The sequence below is a fragment of the Flavobacterium sp. genome (genome assembly GCF_044341265.1).
Classification (GTDB): Bacteria; Bacteroidota; Bacteroidia; order Flavobacteriales; family Flavobacteriaceae; genus Flavobacterium.
Genome location: NZ_JBIISA010000036.1, coordinates 1 through 22,286, shown reverse-complemented (window position 1 = coordinate 22,286; position 22,286 = coordinate 1). Strand labels below are relative to the sequence as shown.

20 protein-coding genes are annotated in these 22,286 nt (G+C 31.0%); 12 read left to right on the top strand and 8 right to left on the bottom strand.

What is annotated here, in order from left to right; translation table 11 throughout:
• Positions 1-6: 6 nt before the first annotated feature.
• From ACIQ06_RS14230 to ACIQ06_RS14195, 8 genes are all read left to right on the top strand, one after another.
• Positions 7-819 carry a family 16 glycosylhydrolase gene (locus ACIQ06_RS14230; RefSeq protein ID WP_396147444.1) on the top strand — a complete coding sequence of 271 codons (813 nt, stop codon included), beginning with the start codon at positions 7-9 and terminating at the stop codon, positions 817-819.
• Between the two features lie 88 nt (positions 820-907).
• The gene (locus tag ACIQ06_RS14225) at positions 908-4,381 is read left to right on the top strand and encodes a hypothetical protein (RefSeq protein WP_396147442.1); all 3,474 of its coding nucleotides are present in this window, start codon (positions 908-910) and stop codon (positions 4,379-4,381) included.
• A gap of 50 nt (positions 4,382-4,431) precedes the next feature.
• On the top strand, positions 4,432-5,631 hold the full coding sequence (locus ACIQ06_RS14220) for a glycosyl hydrolase family 17 (RefSeq protein ID WP_396147440.1): 1,200 nt from the start codon (positions 4,432-4,434) through the stop codon (positions 5,629-5,631).
• Positions 5,632-5,692: 61 nt separating this feature from the next.
• On the top strand, positions 5,693-7,150 hold the full coding sequence (locus ACIQ06_RS14215; protein WP_396147459.1) for a glycoside hydrolase family 30 beta sandwich domain-containing protein: 1,458 nt from the start codon (positions 5,693-5,695) through the stop codon (positions 7,148-7,150).
• Between the two features lie 23 nt (positions 7,151-7,173).
• Complete coding sequence (locus tag ACIQ06_RS14210; protein ID WP_396147438.1) at positions 7,174-9,522, top strand: MFS transporter; 2,349 nt, start codon at positions 7,174-7,176, stop codon at positions 9,520-9,522.
• Positions 9,523-9,534: 12 nt separating this feature from the next.
• Positions 9,535-10,470 carry a glycosyl hydrolase family 17 protein gene (locus tag ACIQ06_RS14205; RefSeq protein WP_396147436.1) on the top strand — a complete coding sequence of 312 codons (936 nt, stop codon included), beginning with the start codon at positions 9,535-9,537 and terminating at the stop codon, positions 10,468-10,470.
• Between the two features lie 11 nt (positions 10,471-10,481).
• Positions 10,482-12,170, top strand: coding sequence for a family 16 glycosylhydrolase (locus tag ACIQ06_RS14200; protein ID WP_396147434.1), 1,689 nt, complete (start codon positions 10,482-10,484; stop codon positions 12,168-12,170).
• A gap of 265 nt (positions 12,171-12,435) precedes the next feature.
• Positions 12,436-13,020 carry a sigma-70 family RNA polymerase sigma factor gene (locus ACIQ06_RS14195; RefSeq protein WP_345092587.1) on the top strand — a complete coding sequence of 195 codons (585 nt, stop codon included), beginning with the start codon at positions 12,436-12,438 and terminating at the stop codon, positions 13,018-13,020.
• Between the two features lie 210 nt (positions 13,021-13,230).
• Here the strand turns inward: ACIQ06_RS14195 and nth are convergent, their stop codons facing one another.
• Positions 13,231-13,899: an endonuclease III domain-containing protein gene (gene nth / locus ACIQ06_RS14190; protein WP_396147431.1), complete on the bottom strand. Its 669-nt coding sequence runs from the start codon at positions 13,897-13,899 to the stop codon at positions 13,231-13,233.
• Positions 13,900-13,974: 75 nt separating this feature from the next.
• On the opposite strand from nth, the gene bcp reads away from it, so the two are divergent.
• Positions 13,975-14,427: a thioredoxin-dependent thiol peroxidase gene (gene bcp, locus ACIQ06_RS14185; protein WP_396147429.1), complete on the top strand. Its 453-nt coding sequence runs from the start codon at positions 13,975-13,977 to the stop codon at positions 14,425-14,427.
• Positions 14,428-14,462: 35 nt separating this feature from the next.
• Here bcp and ACIQ06_RS14180 read toward each other — a convergent pair whose 3' ends face one another.
• The 7 genes from ACIQ06_RS14180 to ACIQ06_RS14150 form a co-directional block, all read right to left on the bottom strand.
• A complete protein-coding gene (locus tag ACIQ06_RS14180) occupies positions 14,463-14,666 on the bottom strand; it encodes a helix-turn-helix transcriptional regulator (protein ID WP_298302266.1) in 204 nt (67 codons plus the stop codon).
• Positions 14,667-14,669: 3 nt separating this feature from the next.
• The gene (locus ACIQ06_RS14175) at positions 14,670-15,224 is read right to left on the bottom strand and encodes a hypothetical protein (protein WP_396147426.1); all 555 of its coding nucleotides are present in this window, start codon (positions 15,222-15,224) and stop codon (positions 14,670-14,672) included.
• 227 nt (positions 15,225-15,451) lie between these two features.
• Complete coding sequence (locus tag ACIQ06_RS14170) at positions 15,452-15,991, bottom strand: hypothetical protein (RefSeq protein ID WP_396147424.1); 540 nt, start codon at positions 15,989-15,991, stop codon at positions 15,452-15,454.
• 41 nt (positions 15,992-16,032) lie between these two features.
• A complete protein-coding gene (locus ACIQ06_RS14165; protein WP_396147422.1) occupies positions 16,033-16,698 on the bottom strand; it encodes a hypothetical protein in 666 nt (221 codons plus the stop codon).
• Between the two features lie 216 nt (positions 16,699-16,914).
• Entirely contained in the window at positions 16,915-17,823 is a 909-nt protein-coding gene (locus tag ACIQ06_RS14160) for a response regulator (protein ID WP_396147420.1), read from the bottom strand.
• A complete protein-coding gene (locus ACIQ06_RS14155; protein ID WP_396147416.1) occupies positions 17,798-18,598 on the bottom strand; it encodes an ATP-binding protein in 801 nt (266 codons plus the stop codon). Before ACIQ06_RS14155 ends, ACIQ06_RS14160 begins: the two co-directional genes overlap by 26 nt.
• A gap of 177 nt (positions 18,599-18,775) precedes the next feature.
• Positions 18,776-20,239, bottom strand: a complete 1,464-nt coding sequence (locus ACIQ06_RS14150; protein ID WP_396147413.1) for a TonB-dependent receptor — start codon at positions 20,237-20,239, stop codon at positions 18,776-18,778.
• 124 nt (positions 20,240-20,363) lie between these two features.
• On the opposite strand from ACIQ06_RS14150, the gene ACIQ06_RS14145 reads away from it, so the two are divergent.
• From ACIQ06_RS14145 to ACIQ06_RS14135, 3 genes are read left to right on the top strand one after another with little or no spacing between them, the layout of a single operon-like run.
• The gene (locus ACIQ06_RS14145; protein ID WP_396147410.1) at positions 20,364-21,128 is read left to right on the top strand and encodes an MBL fold metallo-hydrolase; all 765 of its coding nucleotides are present in this window, start codon (positions 20,364-20,366) and stop codon (positions 21,126-21,128) included.
• 1 nt (position 21,129) lies between these two features.
• On the top strand, positions 21,130-21,621 hold the full coding sequence (locus ACIQ06_RS14140) for a hypothetical protein (RefSeq protein ID WP_298302252.1): 492 nt from the start codon (positions 21,130-21,132) through the stop codon (positions 21,619-21,621).
• Between the two features lie 10 nt (positions 21,622-21,631).
• Positions 21,632-22,120 (top strand): hypothetical protein, encoded by a 489-nt coding sequence (locus tag ACIQ06_RS14135; RefSeq protein WP_298302250.1) that lies wholly within the window; start codon positions 21,632-21,634, stop codon positions 22,118-22,120.
• The last annotated feature ends 166 nt before the right edge of the window (positions 22,121-22,286 follow it).

The window sequence follows — 22,286 nt, the reverse complement described above, 5'->3', positions numbered from 1 at the left end:
GTAAAAATGATTTCAATTAAAAATAAGAATAGTTTAATTCTTTCATTATCGATAGTTTTATTATTTAATAGCTGTTCTACTGATGAAAAGCAAACAGTTGTTACTAAAAATCAATTAGTAATGAGTGATGAATTTAGTGTTAATGGAGCTCCAGATTCTAATCTGTGGTCTTACAATATTGGAACTGGTTCAGATGGTTGGGGTAATAACGAACTTCAATATTACACAGATAGACCTGTAAATATTAAAGTTGAAAACGGTTTGCTTAAAATTACTGCACGCAGAGAACAGTATATGGGAGAAGCTTTTACTTCTGCTCGAATTTTATCAAAAGGTAAATTTGAAACCAAGTATGGTAGATTAGAAGCTAGAATAAAATTGCCTAGAGGAAAAGGTTTATGGCCAGCATTTTGGATGCTTGGAAGCAATTCTGATACTGCAATATGGCCACAATGTGGAGAAATCGATATTATGGAATACCTTGGAAATAGTCCTACTAAAGTTTTTGGAACTGTTCATGGTCCAGGATATTCTGCTGGTAACGCAATAACTAAAACATTTACATTACCAAACAGCAGATTTGATACAGATTTCCACGTTTTCGGAATTGAATGGGGAGAAAATTATATTAATTTTTATGTTGATGATGTTCTTTACAATCAAATAACTCCATTTGATGTTACTGGTGATTGGGTTTTTAACCAACCGTTTTACATAATACTTAATATGGCAGTTGGTGGAAACTATCCTGGTGCACCTAATAGTGAAACTCCATTTCCACAAGAAATGTTAGTTGACTACATAAGAGTTTATCAATAAGTTTTTTTTTCAAATAATAATCTAATAGACTTTTTTATTAAGTCTATTAGATTATTTAATTTTTTTAAATTTCAATTAAAGAGTGTTTATGAGCCTATCCCAAAATAGTACTGAAAAAGCAAACAATAATTTAACTGCAAAATCTGTTGAAATGAATATTATTTCAATAGAAGGAGAAGTTTTCTATAAAATTTCCAATAACGATTCAATGCGACCATTCTTTATGAGTATCGTTAGCGATTCCAATCATTGGATGTTTATTTCCAGTAATGGCGGATTAACAGCTGGAAGAAAAAATGCTGAATTTGCCCTTTTTCCTTATTATACAGATGATAAAATAACTGAATTTGCTGACATAACAGGAAGTAAAACTATTTTTCAAATTACATCTAATAACGAAAAATATATTTGGGAACCTTTTTCAGAACGATTTAATGATAAGTATTCTGTAACTCGAAATTTATACAAAAACGAATTCGGTAATAAAATCATATTTGAAGAAATTCACAACGATTTTCAACTTACTTTCAGATACCAATGGAATTCTAGCAATTTATTCGGATTTGTAAAAAAATCAGAATTAATTAATGACTCTGAAAATGATTATAAAATAACACTTCTTGATGGAATCCAAAACGTTTTACCTCAAGGAGTTAATAGTGATTTGCAAGCCACAACAAGTAATCTAGTTGATGCTTACAAAAGAAACGAACTTCACTCAGAAAGTGGTTTAGGAATTTTTGCTCTTAGTGCTATTATTGTTGATAAAGCCGAACCAAGCGAAGCGCTAAAAGCAAATATTGCTTGGTCTTTAGGATTGGATAATCCAACTTATTTGCTTTCATCATTACAACTTACTTCTTTTAGGAGATTTAAAAATGTGCATCAAGAAAACGACATTAAAGGTGAAAAAGGTGCTTATTTTATTTCAACCGATTTGTTTTTGACGAAGAATTCTTCTAAATCTTGGAAGATTATTGCTAATGTAAATCAAAATCAAGCGCAAGTTATTCAATTAGCAGATACTATTTGCAATGATAAAACGTTAGATAATCAAATAATTCAAGATATAGATTTAGGTACTCAAAATCTTATCGCTCTAAATGCAACTGCCGACGGATTACAATTCACAGCAGATAAACGCAAAGATACACGTCATTTTTCAAATGTTTTATTCAACATCATGCGTGGTGGTATTTTTGATAATAACTACACCATCGGGAAAAATGATTTTGTAAATTACATAGCTAAAGCAAACAAAACCTTATTTCAAGAAGAAAGTAAATTTTTAAACGATTTACCTGAAACTTTTGACTATTCATATCTTCAAGAATTAATTTCAAATTCTGAAAATGCCGATTTAGTCCGTCTTTGTACCGAATATCTTCCTCTTAAATTTAGTAGAAGACACGGTGATCCAAGTCGTCCATGGAACAAATTTTCGATTAATACAAGAAGTGAAATTGATGGTTCCAAAATATTAGATTACGAAGGAAACTGGCGTGATATTTTTCAAAATTGGGAATCTTTAGCCAACGCTTATCCAGAGTTTATCGACGGAATGATTCACAAGTTTTTGAACGCTTCAACTTTTGATGGATACAATCCTTATAGAGTAACAAAAAGTGGCTTTGATTGGGAAACTATCGAACCAGATAATCCTTGGTCTTACATTGGTTATTGGGGTGATCATCAAATTATCTATTTGTTGAAGTTTTTAGAATTTATAGAAAAGTACCAACCTGGAAAACTTAACGCTTATTTTGATAAGGAGTGTTTTGTTTATGCTGCTGTTCCTTATATTATTAAACCGTATCAAGATATTTTAAAAAATCCAAAAGATACAATCGAGTTTGACCATGAATGGGATGCTAAAATTCAAAAACGTAGAATTGAAAATGGTGCAGATGGGGCTTTACTAAGAGATAATACTGATGAAATTTATCATGTAAATCTAATCGAGAAACTATTAGCTACTGTTTTGGCAAAAATGTCCAATTTTATTCCAGAAGCAGGTATTTGGATGAACACCCAACGTCCAGAATGGAATGACGCTAACAATGCTTTGGTAGGTAATGGTGTTTCAATGGTTACGCTTTATTATTTGAGAAGATTTTTGAAGTTTTTCCAACAATTATTAGATAACTCTAATCAGGAAACCATTAAAATATCTAATGAAATGGTAGAGTTTTATCATGCCATAAGACAAATTTTATTAGATAATCAACATTTATTATCTGGTTCAATCTCTAATGAAGAAAGACAAAAGATACTTAATGCTTTAGGTCAAGTCGCTTCCGAATATCGTTTTCAAGTTTATAACAGCGGTTTTTGGGGTAAAAAGAGAACGCATTCTATGCAAGGTTTGAAGAATTTTACTAAAGTTTGTATTGATTTTATCGAGCATTCTATAAATGCCAATCAAAGAGAAGATAAGTTGTATCATGCTTACAATTTAATGTCTATTGAAAATAATGGTATTTCTATTTCCTATTTACCAGAAATGCTTGAAGGTCAAGTAGCTATTTTAAGCTCAGGATTTTTATCTGGTAAACAATCTTTAGAAGTATTGGATGCTTTAAGAAACAGTGCTTTGTATAGAAAAGATCAAAATAGTTATATTTTATATCCAAATAAAGAACTTCCTAAGTTTTTAGAAAAGAATACAATTCCTAGAGAAAAAGTAGAAAAATCCCTTTTGTTAAAGCAACTTTTAGATAATAACAATTTCCAATTAATCAATAAAGACATCAAAGGAAACTATCATTTCAATGGTAATTTTCATAATGCTAATGATTTAAAGAATGCTTTAGATTTATTGGCTTCGAATGCAGATTATAAAGAATTGGTCTCAAAAGATTCTGATGCTGTGCTTCAAATATTCGAAGACGTATTCAATCACAAAGCTTTTACAGGTCGTTCAGGAACTTTTTATGGTTATGAAGGCTTAGGTTCTATTTATTGGCACATGGTTTCCAAATTGTATTTGGCCGTAATGGAAGTTATCAATAAAGCTATCGAAAATAAGGAAGATGAAGCAGTAATTGATGCTTTAGTAAATCATTTTGATGAAATCGGAGCCGGAATTGGAATTCATAAATCACCAGAAGTTTACGGAGCATTTCCAACAGATCCTTATTCACACACACCTTTTGGTAAAGGCGCACAACAACCAGGAATGACAGGTCAAGTGAAAGAAGATATTCTAACTAGAATTGGAGAATTAGGTGTGAAAATGAACGACGGAAAATTACAATTCCAACCAAGCTTCCTCAAAAAAGAAGAGTTTTTATCAAAAGATACCGAGGCAACTTTTGTGATGGTTGACGGTTCGGAAAAAGTTATGAATCTTGAAAAAGATTCTTTAGCATTTACAACATGTCAAGTGCCAGTTATTTATAAAATTAATACAACAAGTAAAATTGTTTTGAACTATAAATATGGAGCAACTAAAATTTTTGAAACATTAGAATTAAACAAAGAAGAAAGCAAAAAAATATTCGATAGAACTAATGAAATTACATTGGTTGAAGTTTTTTTAAACGAAGACATGTTAAGATAATGAAAAATCTGATTTACATCATATTACTATTGTTTATATCATGTAAACCAATGAATACAAGAAATTTAGTTTCAAAAGAAATGACGGCAGAAAAATTATTAGGAAATACAGAATACCAAGCCATTTGTTATGGTGGTTATAGAACTCAAACAAGAGAAAAGCAACCAACGATAACAGAAATTAAAGAAGATTTAAGAATACTTTCTGCATTGAATATTAAAGTTTTACGAACTTATAATGTGCATTATGAAGAAGTATCCAATTTGTTAAAAGCCATTACAGAATTAAAAAAAGCCGATGAAAATTTTGAAATGTATGTAATGCTTGGCGCATGGATTGATTGTAAAAATGCATGGACAAATTTGCAACCAATTCATAATGAAGAAAGTGAGAGAAATGCGATCGAAATTGAAGAAGCAGTAAGATTAACAAATAAATATCCAGAAATAATTAAAATTATTGCCGTTGGAAATGAAGCAATGGTGAAATGGGCAACAAGTTATTATGTCACGCCAAACATCATTTTGAAATGGGTAAACCATTTACAGAATTTAAAGAAAGAAAATAAATTACCGAAACAAGTTTGGATAACTAGTTCAGATAATTTTGCTTCTTGGGGTGGACATACTGCCGATTATCATGTGGAAGATTTAAACCAATTGATAAAAGCAGTAGATTATATTTCGATGCACACTTATCCAATGCACGACACGCATTATCACCCAGTTTTTTGGGGAATAAAAGAGAATGAATTGCAGTTGTCTGAAAAGGAAAAAGTTGATGCTGCAATGATAAGAGCCAGAAATTATGCCATCAATCAATACGAAAGTGTTGTAAGTTATATGAAATCAATTGGTGTGAATAAACCAGTTCATATTGGTGAAACAGGTTGGGCAACAAAGTCAAATGAGCATTATGGAAATGATGGTTCGAAGGCAACAGACGAATACAAATCGGCTTTATATTATGATTTAATGAGAGCATGGACTAACAAAAATAATATTTCATGTTTCTATTTTGAAGCATTTGATGAAAATTGGAAAGATGCAGCCAATCCGTTAGGATCAGAAAATCATTTTGGCTTAATTAATTTGCAATCACAAGCTAAATATGTGCTTTGGAAAAATGTTGATAGTGGAACTTTTAAAGGTTTAACTAGAGATGGAAAACCAATAACAAAAACCTACAATGGCGATGAAAAATCCTTGTGGATGGATGTTAAAACACCTAATTCTGTTTTAAAGAATTAAAAGAATGGTAAATAACAAAGGTAAAATAGTAGAGAGTAAATTTTTGATAATAGCTTGTATTATGGCATTTTCATTGCATAGTTGTAAAGTTGGAGATAAATTAAATGTTCAAGTTTATGAAACTTCCGAACGTGGCAATTCATTGACAAAAATTAACCAATTTTCTAACGAAGGAACTCCAGTTGTTATTTCTATTAACCCTGAGGAAAAATTTCAAACTATTACTGGTTTCGGAGGTTCTTTCACCGAATCTTCGGCTTATTTACTCAATCGATTGAGTAAGGAAAATCGTAAGAAAATTTTAGATGCTTACTTCAGTGAATCAGGTGCCAATTATTCGCTTACTCGAACACACATTGCGTCTTGCGATTTTTCGTTAAGCAATTACACCTATGCCAAAGTCGAAAACGATATGACTTTGGAACATTTTACCATAGAAGACGATAAATCCGATTTAATTCCGATGATTTTAGAAGCAAAAGCGATTTCTAAAGAGGGTTTTAAAATCATTGCTTCACCTTGGTCTTGTCCACCATGGATGAAAGACAATAAAAAATATGTAGGTGGAAAATTATTGCCTGAATTCAACGATGCTTTCGCTTTGTATTTTTCAAAATATCTTAATGCTTATAAAAAAGAAGGTATTGATATTTGGGGTGTTACAGTAATAAATGAACCTCACGGAAACGGAAACAATTGGGAAAGCACGCTTTTTTCTCCAAAAGAAATGACCGATTTTGTAATGAATCACATGGGACCAAAATTAGAAAAAGAAGGATGGGGCAATGTGAAGATATTTGGATATGACCAAAACCGTGCAGGTATCAAAGAATGGGCAGATGAAATGTATAAAGATGAGAACACCTCTAAATATTTTGACGGAATGGCCATTCATTGGTATGAAAGTACCTATGAAGTTTTTCCAGAGGATTTGCAATATGCACACCAAAAAGCACCAAATAAATATTTAATAGAAACCGAAGGTTGTGTAGATTCTGAAATTCCACATTGGCAAGACGATGCTTGGTATTGGAAAAAAGAAGCTACCGATTGGGGTTGGGATTGGGCAAGCGAAAAAGAAAAATATTTGCATCCAAAATACGCTCCTGTAAACCGTTACGCAAATGATATAATAGGATGTCTAAATAATAGAGTCGATGGCTGGATTGATTGGAACATGGTTCTTGACCGACAAGGTGGACCAAATTGGTTCAAAAATTGGTGTGTAGCTCCAGTTATTGTAGATGATAAAAATGATGAAGTTTACCTTACACCATTATATTATGTGATGGCTCATTTCAGTAAGTTCATGCGTCCTGGTGCTGTGAAAATTGGATGTGAAATAAATTCTAAAGAATTGGTTTCAACTGCTGTCCAAAATCCAGATGGCTCTATTGCAATAGCCGTTTTTAATCCAACAGAATCTAAGCAAACAATTGATATCAAATTAAATAATAAAAATGCTTTAATCTCAATTGATTCAAAAGCATTGCAAACAATAATAATCAAACCTAATTAACCAATAATTAAAAAATTTTACTTATGTCTAACAATAATACAAATACCAAAGTAATGGTTCCTATGTACAAAAAAATAGCTTTTGGTATAGGAATGCTTGCTAATCAAATGTTTCCTGCTGCGCTTGGCGTTTTTATGGTTGTACTATTGGCGGGTTTTGGTTTTGATCCATGGATGGTAGGATTTTTAACTTTTGCACCTCGATTATTTGATTTCATCATTGACCCAATTATGGGTTTTATTACTGATAATACTCGTTCTCGTTGGGGAAGAAGAAGACATTACGTTTTTATTGGAGCTTTAATAATGGGAATTTCCTTTTTATTGATGTGGCAAATTTTTAAAGAAAATGGAGTATATTTTAATTTTTTCTATTTTCTAGGTTTTAAATTATGTCTGTATTTGGGACTTACTATTTTTAGTGTTCCTTTTGTTGCTATGGGTTATGAGATGAGTGAAGATTTTCACGAAAGAACCCAAATTATGGCAATAGCACAATGGATAGGTCAATGGGCTTGGGTTATAGTTCCATGGTTTTGGATTATTATGTATGATAAAGAATTATTTTCAAATCCAGAAGTTGCTACAAGAACTCTAGCTTTTTGGGTTGGAATTCCATGTATGATTTTTGCCATGGTTCCGGCATTTTTTATTACCTCAAAATCAACTTTAGATGAAACTTCTTATAAATCAATAAGTATAAGAAATATTGGTGGGATTTTCAAAAATCTAATTCACGAATTTAAAGAAGCTTTCAAAATTGCCGATTTTAGAAAACTATGTTTTGCAACTTTTTACACATTTAATGCATTTAATACTGTTGCTCAATTTACCTTTTTCATTATCGTCTATTATTTGTTCAATGGAAATCAACAAGCTGCTGGAATTTGGCCAGCCATTTTTGGTAGTGGAGGCGCATTAGTAACCACTTTTTTAGTAATTCCATTAGTTGTAAAAATGGCTAAGAAAATTGGAAAAAAGAAAGCGTTTTTAGTTTCACAATCTATTTCAATTTTTGGATATATTTTACTTTATTTCTTATTTATTCCAGGGAAACCCTATTTGTTTTTAATTGCAATACCATTCTTTTCATTCGGAATAGGAGGTTTGTTTACAACAATGATGTCAATGACTGCAGATGTTTGTGATGTTGATGAATTACATTATGGTCAGCGACGCGAAGGAATTTTTGGTGCAATTTATTGGTGGGTTGTAAAATTAGGGTTTGCAGTTGCTGGTTTATTAAGTTATTTAATTCTTGATGTTATTAATTTTGATGGAAATTTAGCAACACAAACACCAGAAACCTTATTCTGGTTACGTTTTTGTTTTTCTGCTATTCCAATTGCAGGAACATTAGTAGCTATTTTCTATATGTGGAATTATGGACTTACAGAGGATAAATTAAAAGAAATTCAAGAAGAGTTAGCTGCTAGAAAAGGTAATTCAAAAACCCAATCTTCAGCCTATCTTTCTGGAAAACTTATTTCATTATTAAAAAATGGTTCAATAAACACTTCAATTGATACTGAGTTAAATCAAAAAAGTAATTCCGAAATTAAAACACTTTATTCCGAAATACTAAATAACGGATTACATGGATTATGTTTTAGTCCTTATGTAGAAAACCAAAAAGCTGGTGATATTCTATCTGCAGATCAAATCAAGAGAAGATTAGATATTATTGCTCCTCACACCAATTGGATACGTACTTTTTCATGCACAGAAGGTAACGAGTTAATTCCAGAAATTGCTCATCAAAAAGGACTTAAAACTGTTGTTGGGGCTTGGATTAGCAATGATAAAGCTAGAAATGAAAAAGAAATTGAAGCATTAATCAAACTAGCTAAATCAGGTTTAGTAGATATAGCTGCAGTAGGAAATGAAGTTTTACATCGTGAAGAAATTTCAGAACAAGAACTTATTGGTTACATCAATAGAGTGAAAGAAGCAGTACCAAATATCTCTGTTAGTTATGTTGATGCTTATTATCAGTTTTTAGATAAACCAAATTTGATTTCGAGTTGCGATTTACTTCTCGTAAATTTCTATCCATTTTGGGAAGGAGCAAATGTAGATTTTACAACTTCCTATTTACAAAATATGATGGAAGTAACTAAGAACGTGGCTCAAGGAAAGAAAATCATAATTTCTGAAACAGGTTGGCCAAGTAAAGGAGAAACGGTTGAGGAAGCAATTCCATCAGAAATTAATGCTATGAAATATTTTGTTTCTTCTCAAAAATGGGCAAAAAACAACAATATTGAGCTATTCCATTTCTCTTCTTTTGACGAATCTTGGAAAGCCTTGCAAGAAGGAACTGTAGGAACAGCATGGGGAATTTGGGATAAAAATGAGAAGCTTAAATTTTAAAAATTACAAATCATGTCATTTAGAGAAGGTCACTATTTTTCATTAGAAAATAATTATAATAACAGCAATAGTAATAGCACTAACAAAAGTGATTATCAGAGTTTTGATTTTTCCGAAATTCCTGCAAAGAAATTAGCAGAACTTTGGAGAGAAACTTTAGAAAATGGCATGCATGGAATTTGCTTCAGCTTATACGAAGACGGACAAAAACCAGGCGATATTATTACTGCCGAACAAGTAAATCGTCGTATTCAAATTTTAAAGCCATATTCTAAATGGGTTCGTTCTTTTTCATGTATCGAAGGCAACGAACATATTCCAAGAATTGCCAAAGAAAACGGAATGCAAACTTTAGTTGGTGCTTGGCTTGGAGATGATTTAGAACTAAACGAAAAAGAAATAGAGAGTTTAATCACTTTAGCTAAAGAAGGTTGTGTAGATATTGCAGCTGTTGGTAATGAAGTAATGTATCGTGGTGATTTAACCGAAGAACAATTACTAGAATACCTTAATCGTGTAAAAGAAGCTTTGCCAAATATTCCAGTAGGATACGTTGATGCTTATTACGAGTTTTCACACCGACCAAGAATTACCGAGGTTTGTGATGTTATTTTGACAAATTGTTATCCTTATTGGGAAGGTTGTCCTATAGAATATTCTTTACCTCACATGCAAAGTATGTTTAATTCTGCTAAAGATGCTGGTCAAGGAAAACGCGTTATTATAACAGAAACTGGTTGGCCAAGCGAAGGCGGTTCATTAAAAGGTGCTATAGCAACCAATGAAAATGCTATGAAATATTTTATAGAAAGTCAAAATTGGTCGAAATTTAATGATATAGAGATTTTCTATTTTTCTTCTTTTGATGAATCATGGAAAGTAGGACCAGAAGGTGCAGTTGGAGCTTATTGGGGTTTGTGGGACAAAAATGAAAAACTTAAATTTTAATAAAAATGTATATGAGAAATAAATTACAAATACTTTTACTATTGATTTTTTTTACATCAAGTTATTCTCAAGTAGATGTAGTTTATACTAATCTAGTTTGGTCGGATGAATTTGATACTAATGGTGCAGTAAATTCAACTAAATGGCATCATCAAACACAGTTGCCAGCCGGTGGAAATTGGTTTAATGGAGAAGTACAGCATTACACCGATCAACTTACAAATTCCTCTGTCAATGCTGGATTTCTTAGTATTGTTGCCAAAAAAGAACCTTATACTAATCAAGGTATTACTAAGCAATACACATCGGCTCGTTTAAATTCTAAATTTGCTTTTCTTTACGGTCGAGTTGATATCCGTGCCAAAGTTCCAACCAATCAAGGTACTTGGCCAGCTTTGTGGATGTTGGGTAAAAATGTAAATGAAGATGGCGCTTATTTCGATTCTCAATTTGGAACAACAAATTGGCCAGCTTGTGGTGAAATTGATATAATGGAGCACGGAATCACACCATCTCAACCTACAAATTATGTTCAAAGCGCACTTCATACACCTTCTTCTTTTGGAAATACTATGAACATTGGTGGAACAATTGCAAATAATTTAGGAAATAGTTTCCATGTATATTCTATGAATTGGTCGCCTTATCAAATTACATTTTTGTTAGATGGAGTAGCTTATTATACCTACAATCCTGCAGTTAAAACACCAAGTAATTGGCCTTTTAATGCAGAACAATATTTGTTATTAAATATTGCAATGGGCGGAATTGCAGGTACAATACCATCCAATTTTACTCAAACAGCTATGGAGGTAGACTATGTTAGAGTTTATCAAAATACTTTAGTTGATACAGAAGCACCAACTAATTTTACGGCTACAGTTGGAACTGTTACAAGTTCAACGATTCAATTACTGTTGAATGCAAATGACAATTCAGGAAATGTTTCTTATAGTATCAATTATAGTGGTGGAACTATTAATACAGCCAATCCATCTGGAGTTCAAAAATCGGTAATTGTGCCTAATTTGTCTCCTAATACAAATTATAGTTTTTCAATAACTGCAAGCGATTTGGCAGGAAATAACTATGTTTCAAATCCGATAGTTTTGAACGCAACAACCACAGGTGTTATTGGTTGCTCTGGAACGAGTTCAGCGGCTCAAACAAATTCTTTTTCAACTGGTTACAATTATGCTTTTGAAACTTTAGGAACAGATGTAAAAATAACCTTTCAAATGTTAGACACTGACAAAGTAGGAGTAGTGGCTTTTCTTTGGAAACAAAGTCCGTTTACTGAAACTCAAATGACTAATGTTTCAGGAAATATATTTACTCATACTATCACAGGTCAAACTATTGGTGCGACGATAAGTTATGCAGTTAAGTTTGCTTACGCAAATGGTTTTTCAGTCACAACTTATTACAATTATGTAGTTGGAAGTAATTGCGCTTTAGAAGTAGCCTCAATTCAAGATGCTGTTGATTTTTCTTTCTTAAATCCTGTTAAAGAATTTGTCAGCATAAATTCTGAAACTAAAATTGATAAAGTAGAAATTTATAATATGGTTGGAACTTTAGTTTTAGAAACAAAAGAGGATACAAATAAAGTTGATATAAAAAATCTTTCACAAGGAATCTATTTAATCGCAGTTTATTCAGACGATAAAAAGAGCGTTAAAAAAATGATAGTAAAATAGTTCAAAATTCATTTAGATACATTTATAAGTTTATAAAGACCTTACAAGAAAATCCCATTTTGTAAGGCCTTTTTGTCGTTTTTCTGCTACTTTTTCAATTTTATTGCATTTGAAATGTTAAATTTTTAAATTTTATTTGCATATTAAGAAAAGTTTATGTTACATTTGGCTATAATTTAATCAAATTTTAACAGTCGCCTATCGCAAAAAATTACTTTTAGAAAAAACATTACGATTTTTTAACCCAAAACTAAAAGGTAATTTTATGGCTACTATTCAAATCCCAGACGCTTTATTGGTAAAGAATTATATAGCCGGCGACGAGAACGCTTTGGCTGTATTAATCAACAGACATCAGTCTAAAATTTATGGATTTATTTATTCCAAAATGGCCGACCGTGATGTAGCTGACGACGTATTTCAAGATACTTTTATCAAAGTAATCAAGACTTTAAAATCTAATTCGTATAACGAAGAAGGTAAATTTTTACCTTGGGTAATGCGTATTTCACATAATCTTATTGTGGATCATTATCGTAAGAACAAAAAAATGCCAATGCTTCGCGAAACCGAAGAGTTTTCAATTTTTTCTGTTTTAACGGATACTTCAATGAATGCTGAAGGTAGAATTATTACAGAAGTTATTGAAAAAGATTTGCAAAAAATAATAAAACAACTTCCTGATGATCAGAGAGAAGTTTTAACTATGAGAATCTATCAAGACTTAAGTTTTAACGAAATTGCTGAATTGACAGGTGTTAGCATCAATACTGCTTTAGGTAGAATGAGATATGCACTAATGAACTTGAGAAAATTAATTGAAAAAAATCAAATTATTTTGACCAATTAAACAATATATGTAAAGTTATAACGTTATAGATGTATAATTTAAATCACTCTATGGCAAAACTTTACTCTAAAAAAGCATTAGCAAACACTAAAATGTTACCAAAAAAAGAAACAATTAATTTCATACTTAATTATTCGAAAGCTTTGAAAATGGTCAAAGTTGGTAACATGAACTTCGAACTCCTTGCTAATTAACATATCGCGTCTAGTTTTATTTAACTGGACGCGATATTTTTTTATCAAATTCTTTTAGAACTTCTTTTCTTCCAATAGTTTTAGTAATTAGATCTTTTTCAATATTCCAACCTCTTGCAGGTGAATATTCTCTTCCGTACCAAATGATTTGTAAGTGTAAATCATTCCATATATCTTTAGGAAAAATGGCTTTGGCATCTTTTTCAGTTTGAACCACATTTTTACCAGATGTCAAATTCCATCGGTACATTAACCTATGAATATGAGTATCCACAGGAAATGCAGGAACACCAAACGCCTGACTCATAACAACGCTAGCTGTTTTGTGTCCAACTGCAGGAAGTGCTTCTAATGCCTCAAAACTCTGCGGAACTTCTCCATTATACTTATCAATTAAAATGTGTGATAATCCATGAATTCCTTTCGATTTCATTGGAGACAAGCCACAAGGACGAATAATTTCTTTGATTTCTTCCACACTCATTTTTATCATATCGTAGGGATTGTCTGCTTTCGCAAATAACAATGGCGTAATTTGATTCACACGAACATCAGTACATTGTGCAGAAAGCAGCACAGCAACCAACAGAGTATAAGGATCTTTATGGTCTAAAGGAATCGGAATGGTTGGATAAAGTTCTTTTAACGTATTTATAACAAACGTTGCACGCTCTTTCTTGGTCATTTTTAACTAAATTTGATTTGTAAATATAGCAACTTTAAACAAAATTAAACGTTAAACTATTTTAAACCATAAATAATGACAACACTTAAAAAAGGAGACAAAGCTCCAAGTTTTTCAGGTAAAGACCAAGATGGAAACCTACATTCATTAGCAGATTATAATGGAAAAAAATTAGTAGTATTCTTTTATCCTAAAGCCAATACGCCCGGATGTACAGCAGAAGCTTGCGATTTGAGAGATAATTTCGAACGTTTTCAATCTAATAATTATGCCTTATTAGGAGTTAGTGCCGATAATGAAAAAGCACAATTCAAATTCAAAGAAAAATTTGATTTTCCATTTCCATTACTTGCTGATGAGGACAAATCGGTAATTCAAGCCTTTGGAGTTTGGGGTCCAAAAAAGTTTATGGGAAAAGAATACGACGGAATACACAGAACAACTTTCGTAATAGACGAAAATGGAGTAATCGATGAGGTTATTACTGACGTAAAAACTAAAGTTCACGCTTCGCAGATTCTGAAATAAAACAAAAACCTCGTTACTAACTAACGAGGTTTTTTCTATTCTTTATATTCTAGCAAATCGGCTGGTTGACAGTCTAATGCTTTACAAATGGCTTCTAGCGTACTAAAACGAACCGCTTTGGCTTTTCCTGTTTTGAGTATAGAAAGATTGGCTAAGGTCAAATCTACTTTCTCTGAAAGTTCATTTAATGACATTTTTCTTTTAGCCATCATTACGTCGAGGTTCACAATTATTGGCATGGCTTATACAGTTAGTTCGTTTTCTTCTTGAATTTCTATTCCTCTTTTAAAAATTTGAGCAATTATAAAAAGGACAATACTCATAAACAACCATACACCAGCGCCATCTATTTTAAGCAAATTACTATCTGGCATTATAACACCTTTACTTTCAAACCATTCTGCATAGTTCACAGCCCAACTTGAGAATAGTCCAATTCCAAAAGTCAAAAAAGCCAAATTGAAAATGAATTTTCTAACTTCATTACTAAAAGGTTGTAAAAGATTTAATTTTTTATCGTGTATTAATTTTATAATTAAGTAAAACATAATTGCTTTCATAATGCCTACAATCGACATTAGAGAAGTTTCTACTAAAAAATAGCCAGGATCAAATTGAAAAAGCGAAGACAAATCTAAGCCACTCCAAAAATTTTGTGCAATAACTGGATTAAAGAAGAATGCATATATCGCATTAGATAAAACACCTCCAGTGTCTATGCAAATGCCAACAAAGATAAGCCAAGATAAAATGTATAAAACATTTAGTATTTGCTTTGTACTAATTTTGATTTCCATAATTGTTTGTTTTAAAATTATGGTACAAATATAATAAATAATTATTGATAAACAATAAATATTTATTTTTTAACATTTTAATCAAAGCTTTTAGTTATAGAATTGCATTTTTATTTTAGTATTTGCTTTTGATTTCTTACTAAAGATAAACGTTTATTTTTCATTTTTCTCGCAATAGAGCAAAATGGCTGTTAGTGGCAGGTTTTGTTATTTATTGTATATTTATTTTAATTCCAAGCATTTTTATCGTTACTTAATTCTGCTTCTTGAATGACTCCATCCAAATCTTTAAATTTCACATACCACTTAACATTACCTGATTTAAAATAACCTATTACAATTTCATTGCCATTAGGTAAAATATAAGTTCCGAAAGATTCTCCTATAACATTAGTTTTAAAAGGTTCTATACATTTTAAATTAAGTTCAGTTCTGTCAGCCAATGAGTATGTTAAACTTGATAAATCTTCTGAAAATATTAATTTACTTTTGACTTTTTTTGTTTCTTTCTCAATACCGTCTGCCCATACCTTGATATATTTAAAAATATTGTTTTTTGGAATTTCAACTTCTTGAACTTCAGTAGTTTCAACTTGTTGGTCTTGAGATTTTTGAATTTCAGGAATTTCAAATGTTTCTATTTTGTTTTCGTTACTTTCATTTGTCTTATTTGATTTTGCACAGCCAACAAAAATTAAAACAGATAAATATAAAGTTGTTACTGAAAATATCTTTTTTATTTTTCTAATATTGTTTGAATTGTTCATTTTTTATGGTTATTTTGATTATAGTGATTTAACTAGTTTCTTCATTTTTTGTTTGTTACTTTCATTTCAGATTCTATGATTGCCTCTGATGGAACTATTTTACAAAGTTTTTCTATTGAACCAATATTTATTGTTTTTGTTGAATTATTCAAATTTTCAATTATAATTCTAAATTCGTTTTGATGACTGTGTTCTATTTTTTTATCAAATGGTGTTAAATCTATTTTACCAATATTTAGATTTTTGTAATTAACTGAATCCATTTCGTAATTAATTTTTTCAAGTTTTAGTTTTTCTTCTATTCGTTTTAGAAATTCAAATGGTTCTTCAATTACAATTGCCGTATCATAATTTGAATTTTTCATTTTTGAATCAACTTTAAAAATTCCACTTTCATTAAATGCAGATTTGTAAATAGTATACAAACTAAAAGATAAAAAATAATTATCATATTGAGTTATTTTGGAAATAGAATTTGGAATTGGTGTAAAGTTAAAAATTTTGTTTCCTGCATATTCAGCTCTGATGCTTTTTACTTCTGAATTATCAATCCATTCTGCTCCTTCATTATTGTCACCAATTTCTTCATTGTCAGAAGAATTGTAATAAGTTGGAAGATTGAAGAATATTTCTCCATTTATCAACTTTTCTGCGTATTTTTTCTGCGTAAATTTCACAAACATTAAACAGTCATTAAGGTTTCTCATAATTACATTAAGTTATTGAATTCGTCGCATTTTTTAAAATGCTGGGTAATGTATGCAGCTTTGCGTCTGTTGCTGCCGCAAACACTGACTAAACAAATCTACAAAATTTCTTTTGAAAACCAGAATTGTTGACACCTGATTATTCTCCACGAAGACCAAGATAGCAAGCGCAAGCCCAGCAATAGCGCAAAACTGTGGTTAGAGAAAGTTTTATATTTAATTGTCTTTTACTTGGTCGTCAATTAAACTCTTGAACGCACTTAGTTTATTTTCTGCCTTTATCAATTTTTCAATTTCTGGATTTGACAAAAATAGAATTTTTCGACTCTCAGAAGATTCTCTTACAGCTTCAACATATGTATTTTTGGTAATATGCCCAGTTGTGGCAAGTATTCCTAACTCAGATAAACCATTAGTGTTTTTAAGCTTATTTTGAAAAACAATAAAATCGTTTTTATTGACTTTATCTTCGGGTTTGTTTTTACACTCAACTAATATATATTTTCCAAATTTACCAATAAAATTATCTTCAATATCATTACGTATTATAAGGTCAACTTCATTTAATGACTGATCTTTAACCCGTTTTAAAACTTGATTAAAACCAATTGATTGAAACATTAAGCTCATAAAATGTTCAAATCTTTCACCTTTTCTGTAGGTATCTGTTTCATTTTTTGCCTCTGAATAAAACTGTAGTAAAGCGTTATTTATTTCTGAAGGATCTTTTTCTAATTTGTCATAATAGCCGTCAATAGATTTCTTTAATTTGGGTAACCAAATATCAAAATCTTCTTTATCTTGAATATCTATAACCTTTCCAGTTAAAAACAAATCCTTTAAGCGCATAAAATATTCGTCCTTAAATGCTGAGACAATAATTACATTCGCAAATGGATTAACTTCAAATATTTTTTCGGCGAGACCTATTCCATCAGTTGAGAATCCGTCCATTCTAATATCTAAAATAGCTAGAGAAAAAAAACGATTTTCTATTGCATTTTGAATTTCAGATTCAGTATGATAACTTTCAAAAGAAAAATCAGGCATAATTCTGCTTAAACCTTTGGCTAAACCCTCAGATTGTTCCTTTGAATCGTCAATTATTATTATGTTCTTTCTCATTTTTATTTAATATCGGTAAATGTATTAAAAAACTCTTAGTAAAGTTATCATTTTTTTTAAAATTTATTTCAATATTCCCATCAAATAGTTCACATAAATATCTAGCATGATATAATCCAATACCTGAACCACCTGTTGTTGAATAACCAAATTCAAAAATTTTGTCTTTCTCTTTCTCATCAATTTCTTTACCATTATCTGAGATTTCTATCGTTAATTGTCCAGCACTTTCATAAGCAGAAACTTTAATTATTGGATTTTCAACTGATTCTAATGCTTTAATTGAATTGATGAAAATGTTATTAAACATTTGCAACACAGACTGAAAGGGAAGTTCTAAAAATATGCTGTCTTGCGGAAAATCTCTAAAAAGTTCAATTTTATGTGTGTAAAGATCATTTCTTGTTAATAGCTCCACAGCAATAATTAAATTTTTTAAATCAAATTTTTCATCCTTAGAATATGGAACTAATTTTGAAAAGTTATCCATTGTTTCTCGAATAACTTTTAGATTTGTTTTCAAAGATAAAATTTGCTCATCTGTCATTTCATCAGCAGAAGTCGTAGACAATATACTATCCATACTTTGAATTGAATTTTTAATATCGTGTCTGGCAAAATTTCCTAAATATGATATATGGTTATCATGAGAAACAGTAATTGCATCTACTGCTTTTCGAATTTGCAGATATAAATCTCTGTTTTGATCAATTTTTCTAGCTTGAACCTCAGGATTATGTCTTGGTCTGGGAATATACCTCTTTTTTCTAGCCATATTTTTATTTTTTATTCAAATTTATATGTTGTCTTATTATCACTGAAGGGTTAAATTTTTTGCCAACTTGTATATAGACTCAATAAACAAATCTTTACAATTGTTTATAATCGTTTGTAAGCATTTCCATTTGTAAATATAAAAAAAATCCCCAGTTTTGAACTGAGGATTTCTATATTAAGCTTCTTCAAGCACGCGATTTGGATCGTAACCAAATAGCTTATGTTGCTTTATTAATTCGGCTGTACCTTGTGGTAACATTCTTTCCCAACCAGGAATTCCGGTGCTTATCATTCTTAAAACTTCTCTTGAGAATATTTTTAGATTTTCAGCATCATTAACTGGTACATCAACAACTTTTCCGTTGTAAGCGAAGAATTTGTATAATTCTTTCATTCTCGGATGTACTTTCAAGTTTTGTGAAGTAATGATTTCGCCATTTTCTTCCATCGGATACAAGTACACTTTTAAATCTCTGTAGAATAATTTTCCAAAAGCTTCTAGGATTCCACCACTTAAATGTCGGTAGTATTTCTCGTCAAAAATATCAACCAAATTGTTTACTCCCATAACCAATCCCATACGAGCTTTGGTATAACTAGAGAAATATTCAACCACTTTATAATATTCTTGGAAGTTAGAAATCATTACGGTTTGACCTAACGAACAAAGCAATTCGGCTCTATCCATAAAGTCACGTTCGTCAATTTCTCCTTCAGAACGTAAGTTGGAAAGTGTAATTTCAAAAATCACAAACGTATTGTCTTTTTCAACTTTATTTTCTTCCACAAACATTTCAAGAGATTTCTCATACATGTCCATATTTACCTTAGTAACCGGACGGAAACTTCCTCTTAACGCCAAAATGTTTTTCTTGTAAAGAACTGCTGCTGGAAGTATGTTTTTTCCATCTGGACCAAACATCACGGCATCCGTCATTCCATTTTTAACCAATTGTAAACTCATCAAACGATTATCTACATTAGCAAAACGTGGTCCTGAGAAGTTAATAGTATCAATTTCTAATTGGTCTTTGTCTAAATGGTCATACAAATAACGCAATAACTTTTTAGGATCATTGTATTTGTAAAACGCACCATATATTAAATTCACACCAAGAATACCAAGTGTTTCTTGTTGCAAACGCGCGTCAGTTTCTTTAAAACGAATGTGAAGTATAATTTCGTTGTACTCTTCGTCTGGTTCGATTTGGTATTTTATTCCAACCCAACCATGACCTTTAAATTGCTTAGCAAAATCAATAGTTGCCACAGTATTTGCATAACTAAAGAACATTTTGTTAGGATGTTTTTCTCTATCCAAACGTTTTTCAATTAAGTCAACTTCATGCGTAAGCATTTTTTTAAGACGACTTTCTGTTACATAACGACCATCGCCTTCAATACCATAAATGGCATCACTAAAGTCTTTATCGTAAGCCGACATTGCCTTTGCAATAGTTCCAGAAGAACCTCCAGATCTAAAAAAGTGACGAACAGTTTCTTGTCCGGCACCAATTTCAGCGAATGTTCCATAAATATTTTCGTTCAAATTAATTCTAAGCGCTTTGTCTTTTATAGACGGAATTTGCTCAATTACTTTGTCTCCTTTTAACTTAATATTTAGTCCGTTATTTCCCATAATCATTATTATACAATGCAAAGTTACTAAAACGATTGCGGTATTAAACGATAAATAGTTCTATTTTTGTAGAAAATTAACATCTAATACTTTTTTATAAAGAGTATAACAAAAATCGTGCTAAATGAAGGTTTATTTTTTAGGAACAGGAACTTCGCAAGGTATTCCAGTAATTGGAAGTCATCATTCCGTATGTTTGAGTGACGATTTGAAAGATAAACGATTGCGTGTTTCTGTTTGGGTTCATGACGACGAAAACTCCGTAGTCATTGATTGTGGTCCCGATTTTAGACAACAAATGTTGACTTCTAAATGTTCGAAAATTGATGCTATTTTATTCACGCACGAACATTCTGACCACACTGCCGGAATTGATGATATTCGTCCGTTTAATTTCCGACAAGGTGAAATTCCATTTTATGCTCACGAACGTGTAATTAAAAATCTGGAAAAAAGATTTGATTATGTGTTTGAAACGGAGAATAAATATCCAGGAGCTCCATCTGTAAAAGCTATTGAGGTTTCTAATAATAAAGATTTTGTTATAGGTAATTTTAAAGTTACACCAATCGATGCAATGCATGGAAATTTACAAGTTTTTGGTTTCAGGATAAATGATTTTGCTTATTTAACCGATGTAAAAACCATTGCTTCAGAAGAAGTTGAAAAAATAAAAGGTGTGAAAGTGTTGGTTATTAATGCCTTGCGAGAAGAACCACACCATTCACATTTTAGTTTGCAAGATGCATTAGATTTTGTAACTTTGGTACAACCTGAAAAAACTTATTTGACGCACATTAGTCATTTATTAGGTTTTCATGAAGAGGTACAAAAAAGGTTGCCAAAGAATGTTTTTTTGGCTTATGATAATTTAGAAATTTCTATATAATATGAAAAGACAATTGTATTTGTATTTATTTATTTGTTCGGCTTTAATTGCTGCATTTACTTATATGTATTATAACAAGCAAATGGCTCACGAAAAGAGCATTAGTTTATCAAACGAAAAAAGTGCAAAAGACACTATCAATCTTTTAATCAATCAGTTGAGTGATGCTGATAGTTTTTCACTTGAGAAGAATGAATACGCACAAAACTATTTTGAAGGTAAAGATGTAACTAAATTAGTTCCTCAAATTAGAGAGGCATTGTTAGCTTATAATGATAAACCTGAAGGTAATATCTATACTGGTCAAGAAAAATTAGGTGCACAAAAATTCATCATCAATAAAATAAAAATATTAAATCATCGTTGGATAATAGCCAACTATAGCGATGGAACCTATTGGGGCGATGTAATGTTGAAGTATTTCATAGATGAAACCGGAAAGGTAACTTTTCAAGTTATGGATAGCTTTATTTATCCAAAAGAAGAATATTAAATAATATCATATGATTAAAAATATAACCACTTTAGTTCTTTTGTTGATTGTTTTAGTTTCTTGCAAACAGCAAGATGATGCTATTCAAGATGAGACAAAAACTCAACCAAAAGACTCTACAATAGTTGGAGCAGATCAAGATGAAAATGGATGTTTGGCATCTGCTGGATATACTTGGTCTAAATTGAATAAAGAATGTGTTAGAGCATTCACAGGAATTCAATTAAATCCATCGGATGATATTGCTACAGAAGATGTAACGCTTTGTGCTTATGTGCTTTTTAATGATAATGGAGATAAAGCTGAAGTATTTATGCCAGACGAAAAGTCATTCATTTTAACAAGAAGTGCAGAAGGAAAACCATGGATTTTTGAAGATTATCAATTGGTGCCATGGAAAGGTTATGTGCTTAAAAAAGCAGGTGTAACTATTTATTCTGGTGATGGCGAAATTGGTAATAAAGTTACCGGAAGCGATAATCCAGAAGAAGGTGAATAAATTATTACTATAGATTTAAATAAAAAATGGCTCGTTATTAAGAGGGCACTGAAAAAGTCCTTTAAGTAATAAGTATAATAATTTAAGGAGTAGAAAACTTAGTTTTTCTGCTCTTTTTTTTGTATATTTAGCTGTAATTATAGAGTTTTATAGATGTTATTAAAGC